Raw genomic sequence first — 25594 nt, 5'->3', positions numbered from 1 at the left:
CAGCATGCAAACCCCCACGAATCTCTTCAAGCAGGCGCTGATCGAGAAGCGCGCCCAGATCGGCCTCTGGCTCGGCCTTGCCGATGCCTACAGCGCGGAGATCTGCGCAGGCGCCGGCTTCGACTGGCTGTTGATCGACGGCGAGCACTCGCCCAACGGGCTGCAGAGCATCCTGCAGCAGGCGCAGGCGATCGCGGCCTATCCGGGCGTCAACGCCATCGCGCGCGTGCCGCTGGGCCACGGCGATGCCGGCACGGCGCTGATCAAGCAATACCTCGATCTCGGCGTGCAGACGCTGCTGGTGCCCATGGTCGACACGCCGGAGCAGGCGAAGGCCATCGTCCGCGCGATGCGCTATCCGCCGCAGGGCATCCGCGGCATGGGGGGCGCGCGCGCGTCGGGATGGGGCCGCTTCCCGGCCTACGCGAAGGAAGCCAACGACCGGGTCTGCCTGTTGGTGCAGGCCGAGTCGCGCGAGGCGCTGGCGAATCTGGACGCCATTGCTGCGGTTGATGGCGTCGACGGCGTCTTCATCGGCCCTGCCGACCTGTCGGCGTCGATGGGCTTCATCGGCAACGCGGGCCATGCCGAAGTGCAGTCGGCCATCGAGGATGCCATCGCGCGCATCGGCCGCGCCGGCAAGGCCGCGGGCATCCTGACGCCCGACGAAACGCAGGCCCGCAAGTACCTCGACCTGGGTGCGCTCTTCGTCGCCGTCGGGCTGGACACCAACCTGCTGGTGCGCACCACCACCGCGCTGGCAGCCCGCTTCAAGGGCGGCGCCAAGGCGACATTGGCGACCGGCGGCACCTACTAGGAGGAATCGATCATGAACACCCGACTCGACACGCCCCTCTCCGCGACAGGCCATCCCGACATGCACCCCGACGAGCACGCCGCGCGGCTCGAACTCGCCGCCTGCTACCGCGTGTTCGCGATGCTCGGCTGGACCGAGATGATCTACAACCACATCACGGTGCGGTTGCCCGACAGCGTGACGGGCGGCGAGAAGCAGTTCCTGATCAATCCCTTCGGCCTGCACTACAGCGAGGTGACGGCGAGCAATCTCGTCAAGATCGACCTCCAGGGCAAGGTGCTCGACGGCTCGCCGCATCCGGTGAACCCGGCCGGCTTCACGGTGCACGCCGCCATCCACGACGGCCTGCCCGGCGCACATTGCGTGATGCACATGCACACGACGGCCGGCGTGGCCGTGGCCTGCCTGCAGGGCGGACTGCAGCAGACCAATTTCTATACGGCGCAACTGCACGACATGGTCGCGTACCACGACTTCGAGGGCATCACGATCCACGCCGACGAAGGACCGCGCCTGCTCAAGAGCATCGGCAACCGCAACGCCGTCATCCTGCGCAATCACGGCCTGCTGGCCTGGGGCCGGACGCTGCCGCAGACCTTTGCCATTCTCTGGACGCTGCAGCGCGCCTGCGAGATCCAGATGGCGACGTTCTCGATGGGCGCGGCGATTCCCGTGCCCGAGGACATCGCCCGAAAATGCACGCGCGATGCGCTGCAGTTCAATCCGAACCACGGTGCGGGCAAGGACGTGTTCGATGCGCTGGTGCGCCAGGTCGACCGTATCGACGGCTCGTATAAAAACTGAACCCCACTGAACCCAACCGAACCATGAAAGTTTGCATCTACGGAGCCGGCGCGATCGGCGGCTGGATGGGCGTGAAGCTCGCGCAGGCGGGCTGCGAACTCGATGTGGTCGCGCGCGGTGCGACGCTCGGCGCGCTCCAGCGCGACGGGCTTTCGCTGGTGAGCGGCGACGCGCGTGTGTCGGTGCCGGTGAACGCCAGCGACGATCCAGCCGCGCTCGGCGTCCAGCAATTGGTCGTCGTCGCGGTGAAGGCGCCTGCCCTGCCCGCCGTCGCGGAACGGATCGCGCCGCTGCTCGGGCCCGACACCATCGTGCTCACTGCCATGAATGGCGTGCCGTGGTGGTTCCTGCAAGGTGGCTTCGGCGGCAGCGTGGCCGGCGGTCAATTGCAAGCGGTCGATCCGGGCGGAATGATCGAAGCGGCGATTCCGGCGAAGCACGTGGTCGGCGGCGTGGTGCATGCGAGCTGCTCGCTCGACGCGCCCGGCGTGGTGCGGCATCACTTCGGCAACGGCCTCATCGTCGGCGAACCTTCCGGCCAGGCCACGCCGCGTGCGGAGGCGCTGCGCGATCTCCTGGTGCGCGCGGGCATCGACACCAAGCTCTCGCCGCAGATTCAGAAGGACGTCTGGTACAAGTTGTGGGGCAACATGACGGTCAACCCGATCAGCCTGCTGACCGGCGCCACGACTGACCTGATCCTCAACGACGACCTGGTGCGCGGCCTCATCTCCACGATCATGCTGGAGGCCCGCGAGATCGGCGCGCGCATCGGCGTGCCGATTGCCGAGAGTCCCGAAGACCGGCATGCCGTCACGCGCAAGCTGGGCGCGTTCAAGACCTCGATGCTGCAGGACGTGGAAGCCGGGCGCTCGGTGGAACTCGATGCGCTGGTGTCGGCAGTGCGCGAACTCGGCCAGTTGGCCGGCGTGCAGACGCCGTTCACCGATGCACTGCTGGGGCTTTCGCGCTTGCGGGCGCGGCAGTTGGGGCTCTACTGAATCCGCTCAGCGGTGCGCATCGCGCGCACCGCCCCGGGGCCTATTGGCAGCTGAAGTTTTCCGCCTTCTCGATGTCACCGCTGCCCTTGTAGCGCGCGACCTTCGGATAGGCGCAAAGCGGCCGGGTGCGATCAGGTGCCCAGCTTGCCGGAACGTCGGCATTCACGCCACCCGCGTTGCCCGTGCCGCGCGCGGAAGCCACGACGGTATCGACGACGTCGCCCTTCTCGACCCAGTTGACGAGCGGCGTGAGCATGTCGAACTGGTCGGTCGCGGGACCGCCGCTGCAGTGGTTCATGCCGGGGACGCGATAGAAGCGGGCAAAGTTCGAAGCGTCGCCCCCATTGGCCGCCATGAGCTGGTCGTACCAATGCTGCGTGTCGTCGCTCGAAAAGATCGGGTCGCTCGTGCCGTGATAGGCCATCACCTTTGCGCCGCGCTTCTTGAGTCGGCTCAGGTCCGCAGGATTCGGCGGAGTCATGAACGACAGCGAGTTCTCGGTGTAGAGCGCGCTCGTCGCGGTGATCTTCGCGAGGATCGAGTCGATGCTGGTGGTGAGCGTGAAGTTCGGACCATTGAAGCCTGCCTGAGCCTCAGGCGGAACTTGCCAGATGAACCCCACCGCGCCCGAATCGAGGTTCAGCGAGTTTGAGAACTTCCACGACGCCCAGCCGTTGGTGTTCACCCCTGCATCGAAGGGGAAGCTGGCGTAGAACTTCTGCCCGTTTCCGTCGAGCGCGCCCGCGAAAAGCTGACCGATCCGCTGCTTCTGGTCCGCACTCAGGCAAGTGCCGTCACGCGTGCCGCTGCAGGTGGGGACATCGCGATCGAGGTTGAAGGCGGCCTGGCAGGCGGCCGTGTCTTGAACCAGCCCATCGGCCGATCCATCAAGCGCATCGCATTTGGCCAGCACCGCATTGGAGACCAGCGTGCGTTCGGCCTGCGTGAAGCCCGTGCCCGGATCGCCGGGTGTGGTCGCCAAGGCGTTGTAGTTCTGGGCGCCGACGATGTTCGCCGAAGCCGCCAGAGGAAGCCTGAAACCGGGATCGCCGACGAGGAAGCCATCGTAGTCGTCCGGATAGCGGGACATGGCGACCATCGTGTGTCGGCCCCCGTTGGAGCAGCCGCCGAAGTACGAACGATCCGGCCCCTTGCCATAGGCCGACGCGATCAGCGCCTTCGCCATCGGCGTGAGCTTTGCAACCGCCTGATAGCCGTAGTCCAGGCGCGCCTGCGGATCGATGCCGAAGAACGGCGTCGGCGCCTGGTGGCCCGCGTCGGAACTGATGACGGCAAAACCCATGTTCAGGGCGTTGTTCAGGCCGCCACCTCCGTTCACCGCGCCGGTGGCGGTGGCGACGCTGCCATCGACACCGCCATTCGCTTGATAGAAAAAGCGCCCATTCCAGTTCAGCGGCAAGCGCATCTCGAAGCCGATCGCATAGTTCTGACCATCGACCGAACTGGTTCGGGAGTACATGGTGCCGCGCACCTGGCAATGCGCATCGATGGACTTGCCGGCGACCTTCAGGGTGCCCGCTGCGATCGAGTTCGCCGCGGTGATCGCGGTGTTGGCAAAGCTGAAGCCGGCGAGCGAGGCGCAGTTGCCCAGGGTTGCGCCGGTGGCCACGCCGAGGACCGGCAATGTCTCGACCGGCGTCGTCGAACCGCCGGAATTGGTATTTCCGGAGTTGCCGTTCCCGGAACTGCTGCCTCCCGTTGTGCTGGTCCCGGCTGTTGACGTGCCCGTGGCGGGCGTTGGAGAGAGGAAGCCGCCACCTCCGCCGCCGCCGCAAGCGGCCAACAGGGAGGCGACAACGACCAGCGATAGCGATGCAGGGGTCTTCAAGAATGTCTCCTTTGACGCATGCAAACAGCGCCATCTAGTTAGTTTATTTAACTATGTGTAGTAACTTTTCATGGTTTTCCACTAGCTAATCAAGCATCCAATGGCATCGCTGAATCGAATGAAGTTCATCCAATGAAGCAATGAGAGTCGCGCGACAATTCGCCGGATGCCCAAGAACAGAAGCACCCCGCAGGACGCCACGCCCGCCGGCCGGCTGGTCGAAGCCTCCCTGCACCTTGTGCTGGGCTACCAACTCGCACAGGCGACGATCGTGACCGACGCGGTGTTTGCCGGCCGGGTGGGAGGCTCTTTTGATCTGCGCCCCGTCGAGTACACGGTGCTCAGCCTGATTCACGAAAACCCGGATGTGTCGGCCGCCCGCCTGGCCAAGGCGCTCGCGGTGACGGCGCCCAACATCACGGCATGGATCGAGAGACTCGAGCGGCGAGGCTTGATCCAGCGCACCCCCCATGCGACCGATCGCAGGGCGCAGTACTTGCGTACCACGCCGCCGGGCGCGGCGCTCGCCGGCAAGGCCACCCGATCAGTGCTGGAGGGCGAGGAAGAAGCGCTCGGCAATCTGTCGACGGCCGAGCGCATGATGTTGATCGAACTGCTGCACAAGGTTGCGCTGTCGCGCAGCGTCTCCCCGGATGCGCAACGAGCGCCAGCCGGAAAGGATCCTCAAGCGAATCCGACTGTCAGCCGACCACGATAGGCACGCGCTGCGAGACCGCGCACATGAGTTCGTAGCCCACGGTACCGCCGGCCTGTGCCACCTCGTCGATCGTCAGCACCGCGCCGCCGGACGCGCGCCCCCACAGGATGACTTCGCTGCCGAAGCCGGCGTCGGGCACCGGGGTGAGGTCGATGGTGGCCATGTCCATGCTGACGCGCCCGACGATGCGCGTGCGCACGCCGTTCACCAACACCGGCGTGCCGGTGCCGCAATGACGCGGGTAGCCGTCGGCATAGCCGACCGCCGCCACGCCGATGCGCAGCGGGCCGTCGGCGGTGAATCTCGATCCGTAGCCGACGGCGTCGCCGGCCTTCAGGGTTTGCACGGAGATGAGCTTGGTCGACAGGGTCATGCCCGGCTGAAGCTGCCAGTGCGCGATGTCATGCTCGGGAAAATCCGGCGCGCTGCCGTACAGCAGGATGCCCGGCCGCACCCAGTCGGCGCGCGTGCCGTGCGAATGGCGCAGCGTGGCGGCGCTGTTGGCAATCGATCGCTCACCGGGCAGGTCCTGCGTGGCGCGCTCGAAGGCCTCCATCTGGTGGGCGATGCCGCGGTCGGCGTCCGCGTCGCTGAAGTGCGTCATCAACGAGATCTCGTCGACCTGCGGCAGCGCGTTCAGGCGCGTCCATGCCGAACGGAAGCGATCAGGCGTGAAGCCCAGGCGGTTCATCCCCGAGTTCATCTTGAGGAACACGCGCTGCGGCACCTGCGTCTTGTGCGCCGCCAGCCAGTCGATCTGGGCGTCGCAGTGCACCACATGCCAAAGGTCGAGGCGGGAACAGAGTTCGAGGTCGCGGGCGTCGAAGACGCCTTCGAGCAGCAGCACCGGCCCGCGCCAGCCCAGCGCACGCACGCGTTCGGCCTCGGCCAGGTCGAGGAGCGCGAAGCCGTCGGCGCCCCGGAATGCTTCGAACACTCGTTCGATGCCGTGTCCGTAGGCGTTGGCCTTGACGACGGCCCAGACGCGCGAATCAAGCGCCGCTCGGCGCGCGCGGTCGAGGTTGTGCTGCAGTGCGGAAAGATGAACAGTGGCAAGGATCGGACGCGGCACGAAAATAAACCCTGGAAAAAGCAGGAAACACTCACAAAAATGAGCCCGACGCTACGGGACATCGCGCCATTTTGACACCGCACCCCCATGCTATAACCGCGCAGCCGCCGCTGAAGCGGCCCCTCTTCCACAATCGCCGGACCCCTCGTTGCCGGCCAGTCAGCCATCGATGAAGCGCGGTTTCTATACGATCATGTCGGCCCAGTTCTTCTCGTCGCTGGCCGACAACGCGCTCTTTGTCGCTGCAGTCGAACTCATGCGAAGCAGCGGCGCGCCCGAGTGGCAGCGCGCGGCGCTGGTCCCGATCTTCACCGTCTTCTATGTCGCGCTCGCGCCGCTCGTGGGTGCCTTTGCCGACGCCTTGCCCAAGGGCAAGGTCATGTTCATCAGCAATGCCATCAAGGTGGTCGGCTGCGTGACGATGCTGTTCGGCTCGCATCCGCTGATGGCATACGCGATCGTCGGCCTGGGGGCGGCGGCGTACTCGCCGGCGAAGTACGGCATCCTGACCGAGCTGCTTCCGGCCTCGCAACTGGTCAAGGCCAATGGCTGGATCGAAGGCCTGACCATCGCTTCGATCATTCTCGGCATCGTGCTCGGAGGGCAACTGGTGAGCCATGCCCTTTCGAGCCACTTGCTGGCGCTGGACTTCCCCTTCATCGACACCGGCGTCAGGACGCCGCCCGAAGCCGCGATCTCGACGCTGATCCTGGTCTATGTGGTGGCCGCCTGGTTCAACACCCGCATCCCCGACACCGGCGTGGAGATGCGTCCGCTGCGCGCCAATCCGCAGCACGGCTTCGTGCGCAACATGGCCGCACTGCTGCCCGATTTCTGGCACTGCAACTCGCGGCTGTGGCGCGACAAGCTCGGCCAGATCTCGCTGGCCACCACCACGCTGTTCTGGGGCGCGGGCGGCAACCTCAAGTACATCGTGCTCGCCTGGGCCTCGCTGGCACTGGGCTACAACACGGCGCAGGCTTCGTCGCTGACGGGCGTGGTGGCGATCGGCACTGCCGTCGGCGCGATCGTGGCATCGGTGCGCATGCGGCTCGACATGGCGACCCGCGTGATCCCGATGGGTATCGGAATGGGCGTGCTGGTCATCGGCATGAACTTCATCGGCAACATCTGGCTGGCCGTGCCCTTCCTGATCCTGCTCGGCGGGCTGGGCGGGTTCCTGGTGGTGCCGATGAACGCGCTGCTCCAGCACCGCGGCCACAACCTGATGGGCGCCGGGCGATCGATCGCGGTGCAGAACTTCAACGAGCAGGCCTGCATCCTGGTGCTCGGCGCGTTCTACAGCGCATGCACCGGGATCGGCATGTCAGCCTATTCGGCCATCACCGCCTTCGGCATCGTGGTGGCCGGATTCATGTGGCTGATCAAGCGCTGGCACCAGAGCAATCTTCGCAAGTACCCGGAAGAGGTCGAGCACCTGCTCGCCATCGCACGCAGCGACAAGCACCACTGAACGCGGGTCCGGAACAGTCTTGCCCGCCATTGCGCTGATCTTCAACGCCTTCGTCTGGGGCGTTTCGTGGTTTCCCTTCCGGCAGATCGAAAGCCATGGCCTGCATCCGGTGTGGGCGACGTGCCTGATCTACGCCGCGATCACGCTCGCCATCGTGCTGCTGCGCCGCACCATGTGGCACGTCTTTGTGCGCAACCCCGCGCTCGTGCTGCTGGGCCTGGCGGCGGGCTTCACCAACGTCGGCTTCAACTGGGCGGTGACGCAAGGCGACGTGGTGCGGGTGGTGCTGCTGTTCTACCTGATGCCGCTGTGGATCGTGCTGCTCGCGTGGATCTTCCTGGGCGAGCGCCCGACGCTGTCGGCGCTGGCGCGGGTGGCGCTTGCGCTGGTCGGCGTGGCGGTGGTGCTGAAGACGCCGGAGACGGACTGGCCGATCCCCTCCAGCCTGCCGGACTGGCTCGGCGTGGCAGCGGGTTTCGGCTTCGCGGTGACGAACATCCTGTTGCGCCGGCTGCGCGCGGCACCGGGCGAATCGCGCGCGCTGGCGATGTTCGGGGGCTGCGCGCTGGTGGCCGGCGTGACAGCCATGGCCGGCACCCTCGTGGCGGCGATTCCGGCGCCCCCGCTCGGCGACACCGGGTGGTGGGGCTGGGCGCTGGTGCTGGGGGGCGGCTTCGTGATCGCCAACATTTGCCTGCAGTACGGCGCCGCGCGTCTCGCGGCCAACGCGACCTCGGTGATCATGCTGTCCGAAGTGCTGTTCGCAAGTGTCTCGTCGGTCGCATTGGGCGCCGCCACGCTCGACGCGCGGATCTGGATCGGCGGCGCGCTGATCGTGCTGGCGGCCGCGTGGTCCGCGTTTGCGCGAACGCCAAGTGGCGACGATGATCGACGCTCTGATTTCCAGGAGGACATGCCATGACCAGCGTCTATGACTTCGAAGCCCGCCAGATCGATGGCAAGCCCGTGCCGCTCTCCAAGTTCAAGGGCAAGGTGCTGCTGATCGTCAACACGGCCAGCCAATGCGGCTTCACGCCCCAGTTCGCGGGGCTGGAGGTGCTCTACGAGAAATACAAGTCGAAGGGCCTGGCGGTGCTGGGCTTCCCGTCCAATCAGTTCGGCCACCAGGACCCCGGAACCAACGAGGAAATCGGCGCCTTCTGCACCCAGAACTACGGCGTGACCTTTCCGATGATGGAAAAGATCGACGTCAACGGATCGGGCGCGGCGCCGCTCTACAAGTGGCTCGTGAAGGAAGCACCGGGCTTCCTCGGCAGCACGGCCATCAAGTGGAACTTCACCAAGTTCCTGATCGGCAAGGACGGCCAGGTGGTCAAACGCTACGCGCCGCTGGACAAGCCCGAATCCATCACGCGCGACATCGAGGCCGCATTGGCGGCCTGAGATTCAGAACGTCTTCAGGGCGTCAGAACCGGAAATCGGCGGTTTTCGATCCGCTGCCCAGCATCACGACCTGGGTCTTGAGGACGCCCTCGCTCTCCGCCTCGACGGTGTAGCGCCCCGCCGGAAGATCCACGAGGCAGACAGGCCCGCTGGCGCGCATCGCCAGTGCGGTGGTGCCGCCCGCGTCCTTGACCGTCACAGCCACGTCGGCCAGGTAGGCGCCGCTTGCACGAGCGAACAGCAGCGACAGCGGATGGTCCTTCATGGCAGCCCGCATCGCGACGGACTCGTCCGAACCGATGCCGCCGCACACATACTGCGCGCCGCCATCCTCGGACATATGCACTGCAGGGGGCTGGGCCTGCGCCATCCATGGAACAAGTGAGCACGCGCACACGGCAGCGGTGCGCGCAACAGTTTGGAAAGAAGCTTGCATCGAATCACTCCCGGAATGAACACCTGAAAATGCTCACGCCGCCCGGGCTGCGCTGGGGTCAGACCAGACCCCCAGTTCCTGTCCGATCAGGCTGCCGAGGCAGGGGCCAGCGCTTCGTCGAGCAACTCGACCCAGTGCCGCACAGGCACTTCGCTGCCGCTTTGCAGATGAGTGATGCAACCGATGTTGGCCGACACGATGGCGGTCGGCTGGAGCTGGTTGAGATGGCCCAGCTTGCGGTCCCGCAGGGGGTAGGCCAGTTCAGGCTGCAGCACCGAATAGGTGCCGGCCGATCCGCAGCAGAGATGCGCCTCGTTCTGTGCGACCTGGATGTCGAAGCCCATCGTGCGCAGATGCATCTCGACACCGCCGCGCAGCTTTTGCCCGTGCTGCAGCGTGCAGGGTGGGTGGTAGGCGATCACGCCGGACGACGCCCGGACGCGCGCTTTCAGCGATGCGGAGAGTTCGGGCAGCAGTTCGCTCAGATCCCTTGTGAGCGCACTGATGCGTGCCGCTTTTGCGGCGTAGGCAGGGTCGTCCTTCAGCATGTGGCCGTATTCGCGCACGGTCACTCCGCAGCCCGATGCATTCATGATGATCGCCTCGACCTCACCGCTGTCGACCTGCGGCCACCATGCGTCGATGTTCGCGCGCATCTGGGCCTTGCCACCGTCGTGGTCGTTGAGGTGAAACTTCACCGCGCCGCAGCAACCCGCGTTGGGCGCGACGATGACCTGAATACCGGCTGCGTCGAGCACGCGCGCGGTCGCGCTGTTGATGTTGGGCGACATCGAAGGCTGCACGCAACCGGCGAGCATCAGCATCTTGCGAGCGTGCGTGTGCGCAGGCCACGCACCGGCGGATCGCGGCGCGGGCACCTTGGCCTTGAGCTTGCCGGGCAAGAAGCCGCGCAACGATTGGCCGAGCTTCATCGCCGGCCCGAACAGCGGCGACGGCAGTCCTTCCTTCAGCGTCCAGCGCACGGCGCTTTCGAATGCCGGTCGCGGCACTTTCTCGTCGACGATCTTGCGGCCGATGTCGACCAGATGACCGTACTGCACGCCGCTGGGGCAAGTGCTCTCGCAGTTGCGGCACGTCAGGCAGCGATCGAGGTGCAGCTGCGTGCTGCGCGTCGGCGCCTTGCCTTCGAGCACCTGCTTGATCAGGTAGATGCGCCCGCGCGGCCCGTCGAGTTCGTCGCCGAGCAACTGGTAGGTCGGACAGGTGGCCGTGCAGAAGCCGCAGTGCACGCACTTGCGCAGGATCGCCTCGGCTTCGCGACCGTCGGGAGTACCCTGGAATTCGGGTGCGAGTTCGGTTTGCATGCTGGGGTGTCGGTGCGTGTCAGTGCGCGGGATAGAGCCGCCCGCGATGGAAGACGGCGTAGGGATCGAATTCCTGCATCAGTGCGCGATGAATGCGCTCGACCGGTGCGCTCAATGCGTCGAACCTGTCGAGCACCCGGTGCCCATGGGCATCCGACGGCCTGAACAGCGTCGCGTGGCCGCCGGCCTTGTGTGCCGCTGCGCGCAGTCGCGGACGTTGGTCGGGCGGCGCAAGGTACCACCGCTGCCCGCCGTGCCATTCGACCAGCGGTGCGCCGTCGACGTCGAGCACCGGCGCCGTCTGCGGCACCGAGATTCGCCAGAGGTCGTTCGCGCCCTGCGCCGTGGCGAACCACGGATGCCGTTGGTCGCGCAGCGAATCCCACCCGGGCACTGTCTGGGCATTGTCTTGCCGCTCGCCGCCGAGGTGTGCGCAGGCGGCCTCCACGGCCGCCACCGCGCCGCGCAAGCGCAGCGACAACACGCCTGCGCCGTCACGTTCGCGCCAGACGCTGGCATTGAGCGGCAGCGGCCGGCCGCCCCATTCGTTGAGCAATCGCAGCGCATCGGCCTGGCTGCACGCGAACTCAAGCGTCGCCTCGGCGGGTGCCAGCGGCAGCACCTTGAGGCTCACCTCGGCAATGACCCCGAGCACGCCCAGCGACCCCGCAAGCACGCGGGAGACGTCGTAGCCCGCCACGTTCTTCATGACCTGGCCGCCGAAGGTGAGAACCTCGCTGCGGCCGTTGACCAAAGTCGCGCCGAGGACATAGTCGCGCACCGAGCCCACGCTGGCACGCGCCGGCCCGCTGAGTCCGGCGGCCACCATGCCGCCGACCGTGCCACCTTCACCGAAGCGTGGCGGTTCGAACGGCAGGCATTGGCCTTGCGCGGCCAGCACGGATTCGAGCTCGACGAGCGGCGTGCCGGCACGCGCGGTGACGACCAGTTCGCTGGGCTCGTAGCTCGTGATACCCGCGAGTCCTTCGGTGGGCAGCGGCTCGCCCTGGGGCATCTCGCCGTAGAAGTCCTTGGTGCCGCGGCCGCGAACGCGCAGCAACGTCCCATCGGCGGCGGCGGCGCGTATGCGCTCGGTGATCTGGCAAAGGGCTGGATCCATGCGGGCGATCGTACCGCCAGCGCAAGTTCAGTCTTCGAAGAACTGGACCGGCAGCCCCGGCGTCGCCACGCGAATCGACAGCACATGCCCTGACGCGGGCCGCTGTTCGAGTTCCGCCGCCGGCCTGCCGCGCCGTGCGGTCGTCACGAACAGGGTGCGCAGATCGTCCCCGCCGAAGCAGGGCATGGTCGGGCACTGGACCGGCGTGGGCAGCGCCGACACGCGCTCGCCCGAGGGTGCAAAGCGCAGCACCTGGCCGCCTTCGAACATGGCGACCCAGTAATGCCCGTCGGCATCGACCGTCGCGCCGTCGGGCCGGCCTTCGTAGTGCAGGGGCGACTCCGGCGTCCAGCCATCGGGCTTGTTGTCGAATTGCTGGAACACACGCGGACGGGTCATCGCGTTGACCCGTGCCGCCCAAGTCCAGGCGCGCACGCGATGCGCCGCGGTGTCGGCCCAGTACAGCGTGTCGCCGTCGGTCGAAAAAGCCAGCCCATTGGCCGTGGTGGCTTCGTTGGCCATCTGCTTGAGCGACGGCGCACGACCGCCGCGCGCATCGAGGCAATAGAGCGCCGCATTGGGCCGGTCCTTGGCCTCGTTCAGGGTGCCGGCCCAAAACCGTCCCAGCGGATCACACTTCCCGTCGTTGAAGCGCATGGTGCGCACATCGTGATCGACCCGCGCCATCATCTGGAGCGTGCCACCCCATTCCCGCGCACGATAAACGCCGTCACGCAGCGCGATCACCAACCCGCCGCCACGTGCCGGCGCCATGCAGCCCGGCTCAGTCGGAAGATCCCAGCGCTCCACCGTGGCATCGGCAATATCGCCGCGCGTCCGCAAAACAGCGCGCCCCGGAATGTCCAGCCAGTACAGCGACCGTTCCGCCGGATGCCAAAACGGCGATTCACCAAGCTGGCTCAAGCTGTTGTTCAGTGTGGTCCACATCAAAAAATTATGCCCGCCGCAGCCTGACTGCGGCGGGCAAAGCCACGCCCGTTGGTGAAACACCGCGGATCTGGCTTTGCCAGTCCGCCGGTGTTGCCCCCGGCAGGGGGTGGGCGCCCGGACACGAAGTGCCGGGCAACCTGGGGGCGAGTTTGAGTTACCTGTTGTATGCAGTCTCGCCGTGCGCCGAGATATCGAGGCCTTCGCGCTCTTCTTCCTCGCTCACACGCAGGCCGATGGTGAGGTCGGCGATCTTGTAGGCGATGAAGGACACCACGCCCGACCACACGATGGTCAGCAGCACACCCTTGAGCTGGATCCAGAACTGCGCGCCGATACCGTTGGAGATGACGCTGGCCGTGACCCAGTCGCCCACCAGGCCGGGGCCGCCGAGCGCTTGCGTGTTGAAGACACCGGTCAGCAGCGCGCCGACGATACCGCCGACACCGTGCACGCCGAACACGTCGAGCGAGTCGTCCGCGCCGAGCAGCTTCTTGAGACCGTTGACACCCCAGAGGCAGGCGAAGCCTGCGATGAAGCCGATGACGATGGCCCCCATCAGGCCGACGTTGCCGGCGGCCGGCGTGATGGCCACGAGGCCGGCAACGGCACCCGAAGCGGCACCCAGCATGGAAGCCTTGCCACGCATCAGCGCTTCACCGATGCACCATGCGAGCACGGCGGCGGAGGTGGCGGAGAAGGTGTTCATGAACGCCAGCACGGCGCTGGTACCCGCTTCGAGCGCGGAGCCGGCATTGAAGCCGAACCAGCCCACCCACAGCAGGGAGGCACCGACCATCGTGAGCGTCAGCGAGTGCGGCGTGAACGATTCCTTGCCGTAGCCGATGCGCTTGCCGATCAGGTAGGCGCCGACCAGGCCGGCGACGGCCGCGTTGATGTGCACCACGGTGCCGCCCGCGAAGTCGAGCGCGCCCCACTGCCAGACCAGGCCGGCCTTGGCGTTCATGGCGTCGACCACTTCCTTGCTCGAGTAAGCGTCCGGGCCCATCCAGAACCAGACCATGTGCGCGATCGGCGCATAGCTGAAGGTGAACCAGATCGCCATGAACAGCAGCACCGCCGAGAACTTGATGCGCTCGGCAAAGGCGCCGACGATCAGGCAGCAGGTGATGCCGGCGAAGGTCGCCTGGAAGGCGGCGAACAGCAGTTCGGGGATGTACACGCCCTTGCTGAAGGTCGCGCCGGGTGCGAACACGCCGGTCGACGCATCGAAGATGCCCTTCATGAAGAGCCGGTCGAACCCGCCGATGAATGCGTTGCCTTCGGTGAACGCCAGGCTGTAGCCGTAGATCAGCCATAGCACGACGATCATCGAGAAAGTGACCATCACCTGCATCAGCACCGACAGCATGTTCTTGCTGCGGACCAGGCCGCCGTAGAACAGCGCCAGGCCGGGGACCGTCATCATGATCACCAGCAGCGTGGACACGAGCATCCACGCGGTGTCACCCTTGTTGAACGAGGGTGCAGGCGCGGCGGCGGGGGCGGCGGCATCGGCAGCCGGTGCCGCGGTCGCGGCGGCGGGTGCAGCAGCAGCGGCGGGCGCGGCGGCAGTGGCGGCAGGCGCCGTCGCCGCGGGTGCCTCGGCCGCGGCCGGTGGCGTCTGCGCGAAGCCGGMGGTGCCGGCGGCAAGCACGCTCAGGCCGAGCGCGAGTGAAACAAGGAATTTTTTCATTTCGGTTTGTCTTTCATGCCTTGCAGGTCAGAGTGCTTCGCGGCCCGTTTCGCCGGTGCGGATGCGTACGACTTGCTCCAGGTCGTACACAAAAATCTTGCCGTCGCCGATCTTGCCGGTGCGTGCGGCGGCCTCGACGGCCTCGATCACGCGCTCGACGAGTTCGTCGGCCACGGCGGCCTCGATCTTCACCTTGGGCAGGAAGTCGACGACGTACTCCGCGCCGCGGTAGAGCTCGGTGTGGCCCTTCTGTCGACCGAAGCCCTTGACCTCGGTGACGGTGATCCCTTGCACGCCGATGGCCGAGAGGGCTTCGCGCACTTCGTCGAGCTTGAAGGGTTTGATGATGGCTGTGACCAGCTTCATGGTGTTTCTCCTACGGATGGATGGAAGCGGCGCGGCTTCGAAGCCGCGCCTGCGGCAACTACAGCGTCTTGGTCAGCATGACAATGAATCGAGTGACGTTCGGCGAGAACGTGGAGCCGCCGATCGGTCCGAAGACGGTGCCGGTGGGGATGCCCGGGCTGGCGACCAGGTTGAAGGCGCTCTGGTTGTTGCCGCCCTGTACCGAGCCACCGAGCGCCAAGCCGCTGCCGAGGTCGTAGGACACGCCCACGTTGTAGTCCAGGTAGTCCTTGTAGCCCAGGCTCTTGATGTCGCTGGTGAAGAAGGTGTAGCCGATGGCCGTCTTGAAGGTCAGCTTGGGAAAGATCTCCTTCGTGTACGACAGGTTCAGGTAGCTGGTGTTCTGGCCGTCCAGGCCCGAGCCGCCCTGGTTGCCGGCGTAGTTGAAGTAGTCGTTGGAGACGGTCCAGGAGTACTTGCCCGCGAAGGTGCCGATACGCTCGTCGGTCCAGCTGGCGCCGCCGTAGATTTCGGTGGTGTTGCCCGCGGTGTTGCCGGGGTAGTAGTACTGGTAGACGCCGACGTCCCAGTCGATCGGGCCGCCCTTGAATTTGTAGCCGCCGTAGAAGTCCATCTCGACCGAGTTGCCCGCCAGCCAGTTGACGCTGGAGTTCCAGTTGCCGACGTAGAAGCCGCTGTCGCCGAAGACGTAGTCCAGGCCGCCCTGGATGGCGGGCTTGAACCAGCTGGTCTTGGCGAAGCCGTTGTGTCCGATGGTGTCCTGGTCCTGGCCGCGGAACTTGTAGTTCGTGGTCAGGGAAACGTTGCCCGTGAGATTCGGGGCCGGGGCCGCTGCCGGCGCCGCGCTCGCGTCGGCGGTTTGCGCGCTCGCCAACATCGGCAAGACGGCGAGGGCGCCCAAGGCCAGGATTCGGACGGGTTTGCGGTGCATCATCGAGAGACTCCTCGGAGTTGTTTTGAAAGTGGGTTGGAAACCACGTCAAAGCAGGGAGCGTGCCAAGCGCATCAAGGCCAGGCTTACAAAGGCTTGCGCAGGCATGTACGTCGTCACAAACAAGATGGGATGGAACGCACCATCCTGGGGATAGGGAGAGTCATGAGTCTTTGTTTGGTGCAAAGCCGTGCGTTGTTGGGCCTGGAAGCGGCCAGCGTCACGGTCGAGGTGCATCTGGCCAATGGTTTGCCCAGCTTCACGCTGGTCGGTCTGGTCGATGTCGAAGTCAGGGAAGCGCGCGAACGCGTGCGGTCGGCCATCCAGAACGCCGGCCTCGAGTTCCCCAACAACAAGCGAATCACCGTCAATCTCGCGCCTGCGGACCTGCCGAAGGATTCCGGGCGCTTCGATTTGCCGATTGCCCTCGGCATCTTGGCGGCCAGCGGCCAGATCGAGGCGAGCCGGCTGTCGGGGCACGAGTTCGCGGGCGAACTCTCGCTTTCGGGGCAATTGCGGCCCGTGCGTGGTGCGCTCGCGATGTCGCTGGCCCTGCACACGCGCGGCATCGCCACGCGGCTGGTGCTGCCGACCGACAGTGCACAGGAAGCCGCCCTGGTGCCCGGCGCCGAGGTCTACGGTGCGCGGCACCTGCTCGACGTGGTGCGGCAATTCCTTCCGGCTGACGGCGCGCCGCCGGCGGATGCCGATGAAGACGGTTGGGCGCGGGTTCTTCCAGCGCCCCGCGGACCGGCCGCTCGCCATGCCGACCTCGCCGACGTGAAGGGACACGCCAGCGCCAAGCGCGCATTGGAAATCGCCGCGGCCGGCAACCACAGCCTGTTGATGGTGGGACCGCCCGGCTCAGGCAAGTCGATGCTGGCGCAGCGCTTTGCAGGCCTGCTGCCCGCGATGAGCGTCGAGGAGGCGCTCGAAAGCGCTGCCGTGGCCAGCCTGGGCGGCCGCTTCGCGGTCGATCGCTGGATGTGCCGGCCGACGTCGAGTCCGCATCACACGGCCAGCGCGGTGGCGATGGTCGGCGGTGGGTCGCCGCCAAGGCCGGGCGAGATCTCGCTGGCGCATCACGGCGTCTTGTTTCTCGATGAATTTCCGGAGTTCACCAGGCCCGCGCTGGAGGCGCTGCGAGAGCCGCTGGAGACCGGAACCATCACGATCGCACGCGCGGCGCGGCGGGCCGAGTTTCCGGCGCGGTTCCAACTGATCGCGGCGATGAATCCGTGTCCGTGCGGTTATCTCGGCTCGACGCTCAAGGCGTGCCGGTGCACGCCTGATCAGGTGTCGCGCTATCAGGGCAAGCTCAGCGGGCCCTTGCTCGATCGCATCGATCTCCACATCGAGGTGCCCGCGGTCTCGGCACAGCAGTTGCTGGATGCGCCTGCCGGCGAGGCGACCGATGCCATTCGTGAGCGTGCTGTCCGCGCCCGCGAGCGCTCACTGTCGCGGCAAGGCAAGACCAACCATGCGCTGCAAGGGGCGGAGATCGACCAGCACGCGTCACTGGCGCCGGACGCGCTGAAGTTCATGCACACCGCGGCAGCGAAGCTGGGTTGGTCGGCGCGCAGCACGCACCGGGCACTGAAGGTGGCCCGGACGATCGCCGACCTGGCGGAGGCCAGCGCGGTCGAAGTCGCGCACGTGGCGGAAGCGGTGCAATACCGGCGGGCGCTGCGCGCGGTGAACTGATTCGACGGCTCAGAGAATCCCGCGCCCCGCAAGATTGCGCATCAGCGCGCCGATGCCGAAGGTCCACCGCGCCGCATTTTCGGAATGCACGACACGATTCTCCAGCGCGCCAAGTTCGGGCGCCGAGATGGTGACCCGGTCGCCCACGACGTGCGTGAAGCCCTGCCCTGGACCGTGGCGATCCTGCGTGGGCGCGAACATGGTGCCGAGGAAGAGCATCAGCCCGTCGGGGTAGGCGTGGTGCGGGCCGATCGCCTGCGACACGAGGTCGAGCGGATCGCGGCTGATCTTCGAGAGCGAACTCGATCCTTCGAGCGTGAAGCCTTCCGGCCCCTGCACGCGCAGCGCGACGGTGATGCGGCGAACGTCGTCGATGCCGAAATGGTCGTCGAAGAGCCGGATGAAGGGGCCGATCGCGCAAGACGCGTTGTTGTCCTTCGCCTTGCCGAGCAGCAGCGCGCTGCGGCCTTCGAAGTCGCGCAGGTTGACGTCGTTGCCCAGCGCCGCGCCGAGCGTCTGCCCGCGGCTGTTGACGGCCAGCACGACTTCGGGCTCGGGGTTGTTCCACGCCGACCCTGAATGAATGCCCACGTCGGCGCCGGTGCCGACCGCCGACATCACGGGCGCCTTGGTGAAGATTTCGGCGTCGGGGCCGATGCCGACTTCGAGGTACTGCGACCACGCACCCTGCGCGATCAGCACGTCCTTGACCTTCGCGGCTTGCGGCGATCCGGGCACGATGCCGGCGAGGTTGTCGCCAAGCACGCTGCCGAGCGCGGCGCGAATGGATTCCGCCTTCGACGCATCGCCGCGCGACTGTTCTTCGATCACACGCTCCAGCAGGCTCGCGATGAAGGTCACGCCGCTGGCCTTCACCGCCTGCAGATCGCAGGGTGCGAGCAGCCACGGATGCCGCGTGTCGCGGCGCGATTCGTCGCTGTTCGCCAGTGTCGCCTCCAGCGAAGCCACGCGCGGCGTGCGCTCGTCGCGCAAGACCTGGCGCACGGCGCCCACCGGATCATCGAGCTCCAGCAGCTGGCTGGTCGTCGCTGCAATGCGCGAGAGGTCGTGCAGCCCGCCTTCGTGCACGGCCGCAAGCACGGGCCCGACGTCCGGCAGCCAGAGGCGGCCGATCAGGGTGGCGCGCTCGGCGTCCCGAGGCAATGACTGGGCGGGCGTCAGCGTCGATGTCATGCGGAAGTCTCCTGATTGATCCGCTGATCGTACGGGACTGTCAGCGCTTCATGTCGACGTGGCTCGCCCGGACCCGGGCGACCGCCTTCGGCAGATCCTCCCATGCCGGTGCCTGTGGCGCGAAACGCGCGCGCATGTAGCCGGCCAGTTCGGCGATCTGCGCATCGTCGAGCGCTTCGCGGAAAGCGGGCATGAAGCCGATATCGCGCGCCGCCGGCTCGCGCACGCCGTCGAGGATGGTGCGCAGCAGGTTGTCCGGCCGCGCGCTTGTGAGGTTGCTGTTCAGCGCGAGGGGCGTGTTGACGCCGAGCAGCGTGGGCCCGTCGCCATCGTGATGGCAGGCCGCGCAAGCGCTGTCGAACATGCGCTGGGCGCCGCCGAGCAACTGGCCCTGCCGGCCCGCGGCATCGGCGACGACACCCTGCGCCTGCACTGCGGCTGTCTCGTCCGATGTTTCGGCGTTGAAGGACGCAAGGTAGGTCGCCATCGCGCGGATGTCCGCGTCCGGCACGGCGGCGAGTTCGCGCACCACTTCCGCCATCGGGCCGCCTGCGATGCCGTGGTTCTTCGCGTGACCGTGGCGGAGGTAGCGATAGAGCGCTTCGGTGTTCCACGGCACCGCGGACTTCGACAGCGAGGTCAGCGCTGGCGCCTCCCAGCCGTCCACCATGGCGCCCGACAGATAGGCCGTGCCGCCCTGCTCCGCGCCGAGCGCATTGCGCGGCGTATGGCAGGCACCGCAATGGCCCAGGCCGTTGACCAGATAGGCACCGCGATTCCACTCGACGCTTTGCGAGGCGACGGGCCGCATCGGCGACGGATCGTGGAACAGCGCGTTCCAGCCCGCCATGAGCGGTCGTGCGCCGAAGGGGAACTTGAGCTGAGCCATCGGTGTTTCTGCGCTCACGGGCGTCAACGACATGAAGTACGCATACAGCGCCTGCAGATCGTCGTCGCTGGTCTTCGCGAACGCTGTGTAGGGGAAGGCGGGATACAGATGGTGGCCGTTGCGCGAGATGCCTTCGCGCATCGCCCGCTGGAAGGCGCTGAACGACCAGCGACCGAGGCCGGTGTCGGCATCGGGCGTGAGGTTGGTGGTGTGGATCGTACCGAAGGGTGTTTCCATCGCGCGCCCTCCCGCGTTGGGCGTGCCGCCGGGTGCCGTGTGGCAGACCGCGCAGTCGCCCAGTGCGGCGAGCGTGCGGCCGCGCTCGATGGTCGATTCGCTGTAGGCCGGCGCGCTGAAAGACACCGGCGCGATCGCGGACCGCCAGCCCATCGATCCCGCGACGACGCCGATGCCGCCCACGACCAGCGCGGCGAGGCCCGCCCACAGTCCTCGGCGTCGCGGCCACGGCGCGGTGGCGGGCAGCTCGCGGTCCGGCTCGGCGTGGTCCGGGTGCGAGCCATCGCCCTCCTCCTCGCCCGCTGGCGCCGGAAGCGGATTCAGCGCAGGGCGCACCACCTCCGGTGTGAACGGCGGCGCGCGGAAGCGAACGCCGGTCGCATCGAAGATCGCGTTCGCGATCGCCGCCGTACCCGGCACGGACGACGATTCACCCGCGCCCAGCGGCGGCTCACCGGGGCGCTGCATGTGCATCACCTCGATCACCGGGACCTCGCGGAAATTGATGATCGGATAGCCACCCCACTCGCGGCTCGCGACCACGCCCGAAGGCCGCACGCCCGGGCGCATTTCGGCATCCGGCGCCCGCTGCGGCGCGAACTGCACGCGCTCCTTCAGTGCACGGCTCGTCGTCTGGATCACGTTGCCGTGGATCTGGTGTTCCACGCCGGCCGGATTGACCATCAGGCCCGCGTCATGCCCCACGACCACGCGGCGCACGTGCACCTCGCCGGTCTTGCGGTTGACCTCCACATCCGCCACCCACGCAGACCATGCGGCGCCGAAGCCCGGCCACTTGCTGTGCACATAGCGCGCATACGCAAAGCCCTGGCCGAAGAGGATGTCGCCCCCGGGCCCCAGGCCGCCGTCGGCGTTTTCCTGCGGACCGGTGCGCATGCGCCAGCCGGCCTTCTGTGCCGTCTCGCGCACCAGGTCGGCGGCTCGCGGATCATGCAGATGGCGCAGGCGGAACGCGACCGGATCGACGCCGGCAGCGGTCGCGAGTTCGTCGACGTAGGACTCGTGCGCAAACGAACTCGGCAAGGCCGACACGCCGCGAAGCCACGAGGCCCGAACGATCGGCGCCATGTCGTTGACCTTCACGCGCAGGTTGCCGTAGGCATAGGGCGGCCGCGCCGTGCGGTCGCCCATCTCGAAGACCTGCGCCACCGGGTCAATGGTTCGGGTCAGCAGCAGCGCCAGCGTAGGTGCGCCGTTCGACGGATACGAGGTCTCGAAGTCGTAGGCCGCGACCTCGCCGTCGGCATCGAGGCCACCGCGAACCTGCATCAGCTGCGCGGCACCTTTGGGCTCCCACGTGTGCTCCTGCTCGCGCGTGAGTTGCACACGCACCGGCGCGTCGACCGCACGGGCGAGCAGCGCCGCGTCGGCCGCGACGTCGTCAGCACCGTTGCGGCCGTAGCAACCGGCCGCTTCCATCCGAACGACATCGACTGCCACATCGTCCAGGCCCATCAGCTTCGCGAGATCGGCACGCAGCACATGGGGGTTTTGCGAGCCGGCCCACACGCGCAGCCTGAAGCCGTCGCCGCTTTCGGGCTCCCAGTGCGCGAGCGCGCACGAGGGGCCGATCGACGCATGCATCTGGTAGGGCCACACATAGGTCCGCGGCATCGGATTGGCGGCATTCTCGAGCGCGCCGTCCACGTCACCTTCATCGACCAGCAGGCGCTGCGTCGCCGGATTGGCACGCAGCGCGCCTTCGAGGTCGTCGAGCGCCGGCAAGCCGGGCCAGCTTTTCCAGGTCACACGCAGTTCGCGCAGTGCCTGCTCGGCATGCTCCTCGCGCTCCGCGACGATGCCGACGAAGTCGCGAATGACCACCACGCCCCGGATGCCGGGAATGTGCGCAATCGACGATTCGTCGACAGATTCCAGCGTGTTGCCGATGAAGTCGCCATGGTCCGCGCCGGCATACGGCGGCCGCACGACGCGCCCGTGCAACATGCCGGGCACGCGCATGTCATGTACGAAGACGAGTTCGCCCGCAAGCTTGGCCGGAATGTCGACGCGTGGAATGCGGCTGCCGACGATGCGATAGTCGGCCGGGTCCTTCAGGCGCGAAACGGTGTCGAGTTGCAGCACGGTGCGCGCGCCAGCGACCAGTTCGCCGAAGCCGAGGCTGAAGATGGGATCGTCCCCGGCGTGCACGCGTCCGTCGCGCACCTTCAGCAGGGACGGCTGCACGCCAAGCCGCTCCGACGCCTGCGCAACCAGCCACGCCCGCGCCTGCGCAGCCGCGTGGCGCAACGGGCCGGCGTGGATCTGGATCGACGCGCTCGCAATGGTCGCGCCCTGGTTGGGCACGCGCGCGGTGTCGCCCAGCATCATGCGAAGCTGCGCCAGCGGTACATCGAGCTCTTCCGCCACGATCTGCGACAGCGCGGTCTGGATGCCGGTGCCGAGATCGACGTGGCCGTTCAGTGCCGTGACGCTGCCGTCGTCCCAGATCGCGATCAATATCTCCGGCCCTTCGGCCGGATTGCCCGCCACGAGCGCCGGCTGGCCTTTGGCCTGCGGCGGCGCGGGCGGCGTGTCGCGCACGACGACGAGCACGCCGTCGGCATGGAGGAATTCGCTGCGCGTGCGGGGCTGGTCGGCGCGCCGCGTCACGAATCGGTGCCCTTCGCCATCGACAGCGCGGCAAGCTGCACGGCCGCCACGATCTCCACGTGCGTGCCGCAACGGCAAAGGTTGCCGGAGAGTTCGCTGCGGATGCGCGCCTCGCTCGGGTTCGATTCGCGCGCGAGCAAGGCCGCCGCCTGCATCACCATGCCATTGAGGCAGTAGCCGCATTGCGCGGCCTGCGCTTCTTCGAAGCCCTGTTGCACGGGATGCCAGCGATCACGCGAGCCGAGGCCTTCGAGCGTGGTGATGGCGCGGCCCGCCACGCCGTGCGCCGGAATCACGCAGGAACGCGCAGCGACACCGTCCACCCATACGGTGCAGGCACCGCATTGCCCGAGCCCGCAGCCGTACTTGGGCCCGTTCAGGCCCAGGTCGTTGCGCAACACATGCAGGAGCGTCGCCTCGCGGGACGCCGTGAGTTCGACGTTGCGTCCGTTGACCGTCAGGCTCGGCAGGGTCACACGCTTTCGATGTCGGCGGATTGGATGCGCTTGACGCCCTTGGCGGCCATCTGCTTCCATGCGGCGGCGAGCGAACCGTTGAGGTCGATGGCGCGCGTCGCGTCCTCGATCACGTAGACATCGAAGCCGGCCTTGCGCGCGTCCATCGCAGTCCACGCCACGCAGAAATCGGTCGCCAGGCCGGTGACGAACACCGTCTTGATGCCGCGCGCCTTCAGGTAGCCGCCGAGTCCGGTCGCCGTCTTGTGATCGGCTTCCTCGAAGGCGGAGTAGCTGTCCATGTCCTTGTGGAAGCCCTTGCGGATGATGATTTGCGCCGTGGGCAGCTTCAAGTCCTTGTTGAGCGCGGCATCGTCCGTACCCTGCACGCAGTGGTCGGGCCAGAGCACTTGCGTGCCATAGCTGAGTTTGGTGGTTTCAAAGGGCTTCTTGCCGGCATAGGTGCTCGCGAAGGAAGCATGGCCGGGCGTGTGCCAGTCTTGCGTGACAACGATGTTGTCGAACGAGCCCGCCAGCTTGTTGATGATCGGCACCACCTCGGCACCGCCCTTGACCGGCAGCGTGCCGCCGTCGATGAAGCAGTTCTGCACGTCGACAACGATCAGTGCCGCGTTGGCTGCGGGCTTGATCTTCGAAGCCGCGAAGAGCGGTGCCGATGCACCCAGGCCGCCGATCAGGCCGAATGCCGCGGCCGACTTCAAGAGAGTTCTGCGTTGCGTGGAATGCATGGTCTTCGCTCCTCGGTGTTGAACAATCTATACGCTGAGATAGGCGCGGCGCACTTCATCGTTGGTAGACAGGTCGGCCATTGACGACTGGTAGCGGATTTGCCCTTTTTCGAGCACGTATGCGCGATCGGACACCAGCTCCGCGAAATGCATGTTCTGCTCCGACAGCAGGATGCTCACGCCTTGCGCCTTGAGTTCCAGGATCATGTTCGCCATCTGCTCGACGATCACCGGCGCCACGCCTTCGGAGGGCTCGTCGAGCAGCACGAGGTAGGGATTGCCCATCAGCGTACGCGCCACGGTCAGCATCTGCTGTTCGCCGCCGCTCATTCGGCCACCGGGGCGGTTCGGCATCTCGCCGAGGTTGGGGAACAGCTTGAACAGGCGTTCCGGCGTCCACAGCGGCGCATCGGTGCCGTCGCTCCAGCGGCGCGCGGCCTGCCTGCCGACTTCGAGGTTCTCCATCACGCTGAGGTCGGTGAACACGCGACGATCCTCGGGCACGAAGCCCAGGCCCAGGCGCGCGGCCTGATGCGGTTCGCTCCTGGAGATGTCGTGACCCAGGAATCGCACCGCGCCGCGGCGCTTGCCGAGCATGCCGATCAGCGCCTTGAGCGTGGTCGACTTGCCCGCGCCGTTGCGCCCCATGAGCGCGACCACCTCTCCGCGCCGCACTTCGAGGTCGACGTCGTACAGGATCTGCGCGGCGCCGTACCAGGCGCACAGCGCCTTGGCTTCGAGCAGCACTTCGTGCGAACTCATGCCGCCTCTCCCACCGCTGCGTTCACTGCGGCTGCTTTCTCTGCAATCTTCTCGAAGGTCTTGCCGCTGCCGAAGTACACCTCCTGCACCTTGGGATGGTCGCGGATCTCCAGCGGCTTGCCTTGCGCAATCAGGCGGCCGCGCGCGAGGACGATCATTCGATCGGCATAGGCGAACACGACATCCATGCTGTGCTCGGTGAAGAGAACGGCCATGCCGCGGTCGATGACGAGTTGCTTGGTCAGTGCCATCAGCGAGTTGCGTTCCTTGGGCGCCATGCCGGCGGTGGGCTCGTCCATGAGCAGCAGCTTGGGGCGGTTGGCCATTGCGATCGCGAGTTCGACGCGCTTCACGTCGCCGTAGGCGAGGACGCTGCAGGGGCGGTCCGCCTGTGCCTTCATGCCGACCTGGTCGAGCAATGTCAGCGCTTCGTCGCGCTTGTGATCGGACGCGCGGCGCCAGGTGGCGAAGAGCTTGTGATCGTGCGATAGCAAGGCCATTTGCACGTTCTCGACCACGGTGAGGGATGCGAAGGTTTCGGCGATCTGGAAGGTGCGGCCTACGCCCTTGCGCCAGATTTCTCTTGGTTTGCGGCCTACCAGTTCTTCGCCGTCGAGGAGGATGGAGCCACGGTCTGCCTTGAGCTGGCCGTTGACCATGTTGAAGGTGGTGGACTTGCCGGCGCCGTTCGGGCCGATGAGGGCTAATAGCTCGCCGGGGGGGAGGTCGAAGCTGATGCCGTCTACGGCTTTGACGCCGCCGAAGGACTTGCCTAGGTCTTTGACTTTTAGGAGGGTCATTTTTGGGGGGCGTGTGTTTTATTGAGGCTGTGGGCCGGGTCTCGCCCCGGCGGGCGACTTACTTTTCTTTGTTTCGCCAAAGAAAAGTAAGCAAAAGAAAGGCGACCCCACTGTGCGTGTCCCTGCGCTTCGCTTCGGGCAACCTGCGGTGCTCGCTTCAGGCGGGGTCCGCGTGAAACTCGCTTCGCTCAAACACACGCGGCCCTGAT

Annotated in this window: 23 protein-coding genes; 8 read left to right on the top strand and 15 right to left on the bottom strand. The window is 66.8% G+C overall.

Going from position 1 to position 25594, the window contains the following annotated elements:
* Positions 1–4: 4 nt before the first annotated feature.
* From AC1DN9_RS21560 to AC1DN9_RS21550, 3 genes are read left to right on the top strand one after another with little or no spacing between them, the layout of a single operon-like run.
* Positions 5–817 carry an aldolase/citrate lyase family protein gene (locus tag AC1DN9_RS21560; RefSeq protein ID WP_478103575.1) on the top strand — a complete coding sequence of 271 codons (813 nt, stop codon included), beginning with the start codon at positions 5–7 and terminating at the stop codon, positions 815–817.
* Between the two features lie 12 nt (positions 818–829).
* Positions 830–1621, top strand: coding sequence for a class II aldolase/adducin family protein (locus AC1DN9_RS21555; protein WP_478103574.1), 792 nt, complete (start codon positions 830–832; stop codon positions 1619–1621).
* 23 nt (positions 1622–1644) lie between these two features.
* On the top strand, positions 1645–2622 hold the full coding sequence (locus AC1DN9_RS21550; RefSeq protein ID WP_478103572.1) for a 2-dehydropantoate 2-reductase: 978 nt from the start codon (positions 1645–1647) through the stop codon (positions 2620–2622).
* Between the two features lie 40 nt (positions 2623–2662).
* Here the strand turns inward: AC1DN9_RS21550 and AC1DN9_RS21545 are convergent, their stop codons facing one another.
* Complete coding sequence (locus AC1DN9_RS21545) at positions 2663–4471, bottom strand: tannase/feruloyl esterase family alpha/beta hydrolase (protein ID WP_478103571.1); 1809 nt, start codon at positions 4469–4471, stop codon at positions 2663–2665.
* Between the two features lie 166 nt (positions 4472–4637).
* Between AC1DN9_RS21545 and AC1DN9_RS21540 the strand changes: the two genes are divergently transcribed.
* Positions 4638–5189 carry a MarR family winged helix-turn-helix transcriptional regulator gene (locus AC1DN9_RS21540; protein WP_478103570.1) on the top strand — a complete coding sequence of 184 codons (552 nt, stop codon included), beginning with the start codon at positions 4638–4640 and terminating at the stop codon, positions 5187–5189.
* Here AC1DN9_RS21540 and alr read toward each other — a convergent pair.
* The gene (gene alr / locus AC1DN9_RS21535; RefSeq protein WP_478103569.1) at positions 5173–6261 is read right to left on the bottom strand and encodes an alanine racemase; all 1089 of its coding nucleotides are present in this window, start codon (positions 6259–6261) and stop codon (positions 5173–5175) included. The genes AC1DN9_RS21540 and alr overlap by 17 nt on opposite strands.
* Before the next feature lie 169 nt (positions 6262–6430).
* On the opposite strand from alr, the gene lplT reads away from it, so the two are divergent.
* The 3 genes from lplT to AC1DN9_RS21520 are packed head-to-tail and all read left to right on the top strand — an operon-like array spanning position 6431 to position 9139.
* On the top strand, positions 6431–7735 hold the full coding sequence (gene lplT, locus AC1DN9_RS21530; protein WP_478103567.1) for a lysophospholipid transporter LplT: 1305 nt from the start codon (positions 6431–6433) through the stop codon (positions 7733–7735).
* A gap of 19 nt (positions 7736–7754) precedes the next feature.
* Positions 7755–8657 (top strand): DMT family transporter, encoded by a 903-nt coding sequence (locus AC1DN9_RS21525; RefSeq protein ID WP_478103566.1) that lies wholly within the window; start codon positions 7755–7757, stop codon positions 8655–8657.
* Entirely contained in the window at positions 8654–9139 is a 486-nt protein-coding gene (locus AC1DN9_RS21520; protein WP_478103564.1) for a glutathione peroxidase, read from the top strand. The genes AC1DN9_RS21525 and AC1DN9_RS21520 overlap by 4 nt, the downstream gene beginning before the upstream one ends.
* A gap of 22 nt (positions 9140–9161) precedes the next feature.
* Here the strand turns inward: AC1DN9_RS21520 and AC1DN9_RS21515 are convergent, their stop codons facing one another.
* The 7 genes from AC1DN9_RS21515 to AC1DN9_RS21485 all read right to left on the bottom strand — a co-directional run bounded on the left by AC1DN9_RS21515 (position 9162) and on the right by AC1DN9_RS21485 (position 15961).
* Positions 9162–9575 carry a carboxypeptidase-like regulatory domain-containing protein gene (locus tag AC1DN9_RS21515; RefSeq protein WP_478103563.1) on the bottom strand — a complete coding sequence of 138 codons (414 nt, stop codon included), beginning with the start codon at positions 9573–9575 and terminating at the stop codon, positions 9162–9164.
* 86 nt (positions 9576–9661) lie between these two features.
* Positions 9662–10900 (bottom strand): glycolate oxidase subunit GlcF, encoded by a 1239-nt coding sequence (gene glcF, locus AC1DN9_RS21510; RefSeq protein WP_478103562.1) that lies wholly within the window; start codon positions 10898–10900, stop codon positions 9662–9664.
* Between the two features lie 19 nt (positions 10901–10919).
* The gene (glcE, locus tag AC1DN9_RS21505) at positions 10920–12020 is read right to left on the bottom strand and encodes a glycolate oxidase subunit GlcE (RefSeq protein ID WP_478103561.1); all 1101 of its coding nucleotides are present in this window, start codon (positions 12018–12020) and stop codon (positions 10920–10922) included.
* A 27-nt stretch (positions 12021–12047) separates the two neighbouring features.
* A complete protein-coding gene (locus AC1DN9_RS21500) occupies positions 12048–12968 on the bottom strand; it encodes an SMP-30/gluconolactonase/LRE family protein (protein ID WP_478103560.1) in 921 nt (306 codons plus the stop codon).
* 157 nt (positions 12969–13125) lie between these two features.
* Positions 13126–14664: an ammonium transporter gene (locus AC1DN9_RS21495; RefSeq protein ID WP_478103559.1), complete on the bottom strand. Its 1539-nt coding sequence runs from the start codon at positions 14662–14664 to the stop codon at positions 13126–13128.
* A gap of 27 nt (positions 14665–14691) precedes the next feature.
* Positions 14692–15030, bottom strand: a complete 339-nt coding sequence (gene glnK, locus AC1DN9_RS21490; RefSeq protein ID WP_028249673.1) for a P-II family nitrogen regulator — start codon at positions 15028–15030, stop codon at positions 14692–14694.
* A gap of 58 nt (positions 15031–15088) precedes the next feature.
* On the bottom strand, positions 15089–15961 hold the full coding sequence (locus AC1DN9_RS21485) for a TorF family putative porin (RefSeq protein WP_478103693.1): 873 nt from the start codon (positions 15959–15961) through the stop codon (positions 15089–15091).
* Between the two features lie 165 nt (positions 15962–16126).
* Here AC1DN9_RS21485 and AC1DN9_RS21480 point away from each other — a divergent pair, with 165 nt between their 5' ends.
* Positions 16127–17665 (top strand): YifB family Mg chelatase-like AAA ATPase, encoded by a 1539-nt coding sequence (locus AC1DN9_RS21480; RefSeq protein ID WP_478103558.1) that lies wholly within the window; start codon positions 16127–16129, stop codon positions 17663–17665.
* Between the two features lie 9 nt (positions 17666–17674).
* On the opposite strand, the gene AC1DN9_RS21475 is transcribed toward AC1DN9_RS21480, so the two are convergent.
* Genes AC1DN9_RS21475 through AC1DN9_RS21450 form a run of 6 tightly spaced genes read right to left on the bottom strand, consistent with a single transcriptional unit; the run spans position 17675 to position 25385 of the window.
* Positions 17675–18859, bottom strand: coding sequence for a fumarylacetoacetate hydrolase family protein (locus AC1DN9_RS21475; protein WP_478103556.1), 1185 nt, complete (start codon positions 18857–18859; stop codon positions 17675–17677).
* 40 nt (positions 18860–18899) lie between these two features.
* Positions 18900–22619 (bottom strand): molybdopterin cofactor-binding domain-containing protein, encoded by a 3720-nt coding sequence (locus AC1DN9_RS21470; RefSeq protein ID WP_478103554.1) that lies wholly within the window; start codon positions 22617–22619, stop codon positions 18900–18902.
* The gene (locus AC1DN9_RS21465) at positions 22616–23095 is read right to left on the bottom strand and encodes a (2Fe-2S)-binding protein (RefSeq protein ID WP_478103553.1); all 480 of its coding nucleotides are present in this window, start codon (positions 23093–23095) and stop codon (positions 22616–22618) included. The genes AC1DN9_RS21470 and AC1DN9_RS21465 overlap by 4 nt, the downstream gene beginning before the upstream one ends.
* Complete coding sequence (locus AC1DN9_RS21460) at positions 23092–23823, bottom strand: nicotinamidase (protein ID WP_478103552.1); 732 nt, start codon at positions 23821–23823, stop codon at positions 23092–23094. Before AC1DN9_RS21460 ends, AC1DN9_RS21465 begins: the two co-directional genes overlap by 4 nt.
* A 27-nt stretch (positions 23824–23850) precedes the next feature.
* Positions 23851–24585 (bottom strand): ABC transporter ATP-binding protein, encoded by a 735-nt coding sequence (locus AC1DN9_RS21455; RefSeq protein ID WP_478103550.1) that lies wholly within the window; start codon positions 24583–24585, stop codon positions 23851–23853.
* Positions 24582–25385 carry an ABC transporter ATP-binding protein gene (locus AC1DN9_RS21450; protein ID WP_478103549.1) on the bottom strand — a complete coding sequence of 268 codons (804 nt, stop codon included), beginning with the start codon at positions 25383–25385 and terminating at the stop codon, positions 24582–24584. Before AC1DN9_RS21450 ends, AC1DN9_RS21455 begins: the two co-directional genes overlap by 4 nt.
* Between the last annotated feature and the right edge of the window lie 209 nt (positions 25386–25594).

Source organism: Variovorax sp. 05L425 (genome assembly GCF_056397705.1).
The sequence above is the reverse complement of the archived record's forward strand: the minus strand, read 5'-3'. Positions and strand labels throughout refer to the sequence as shown.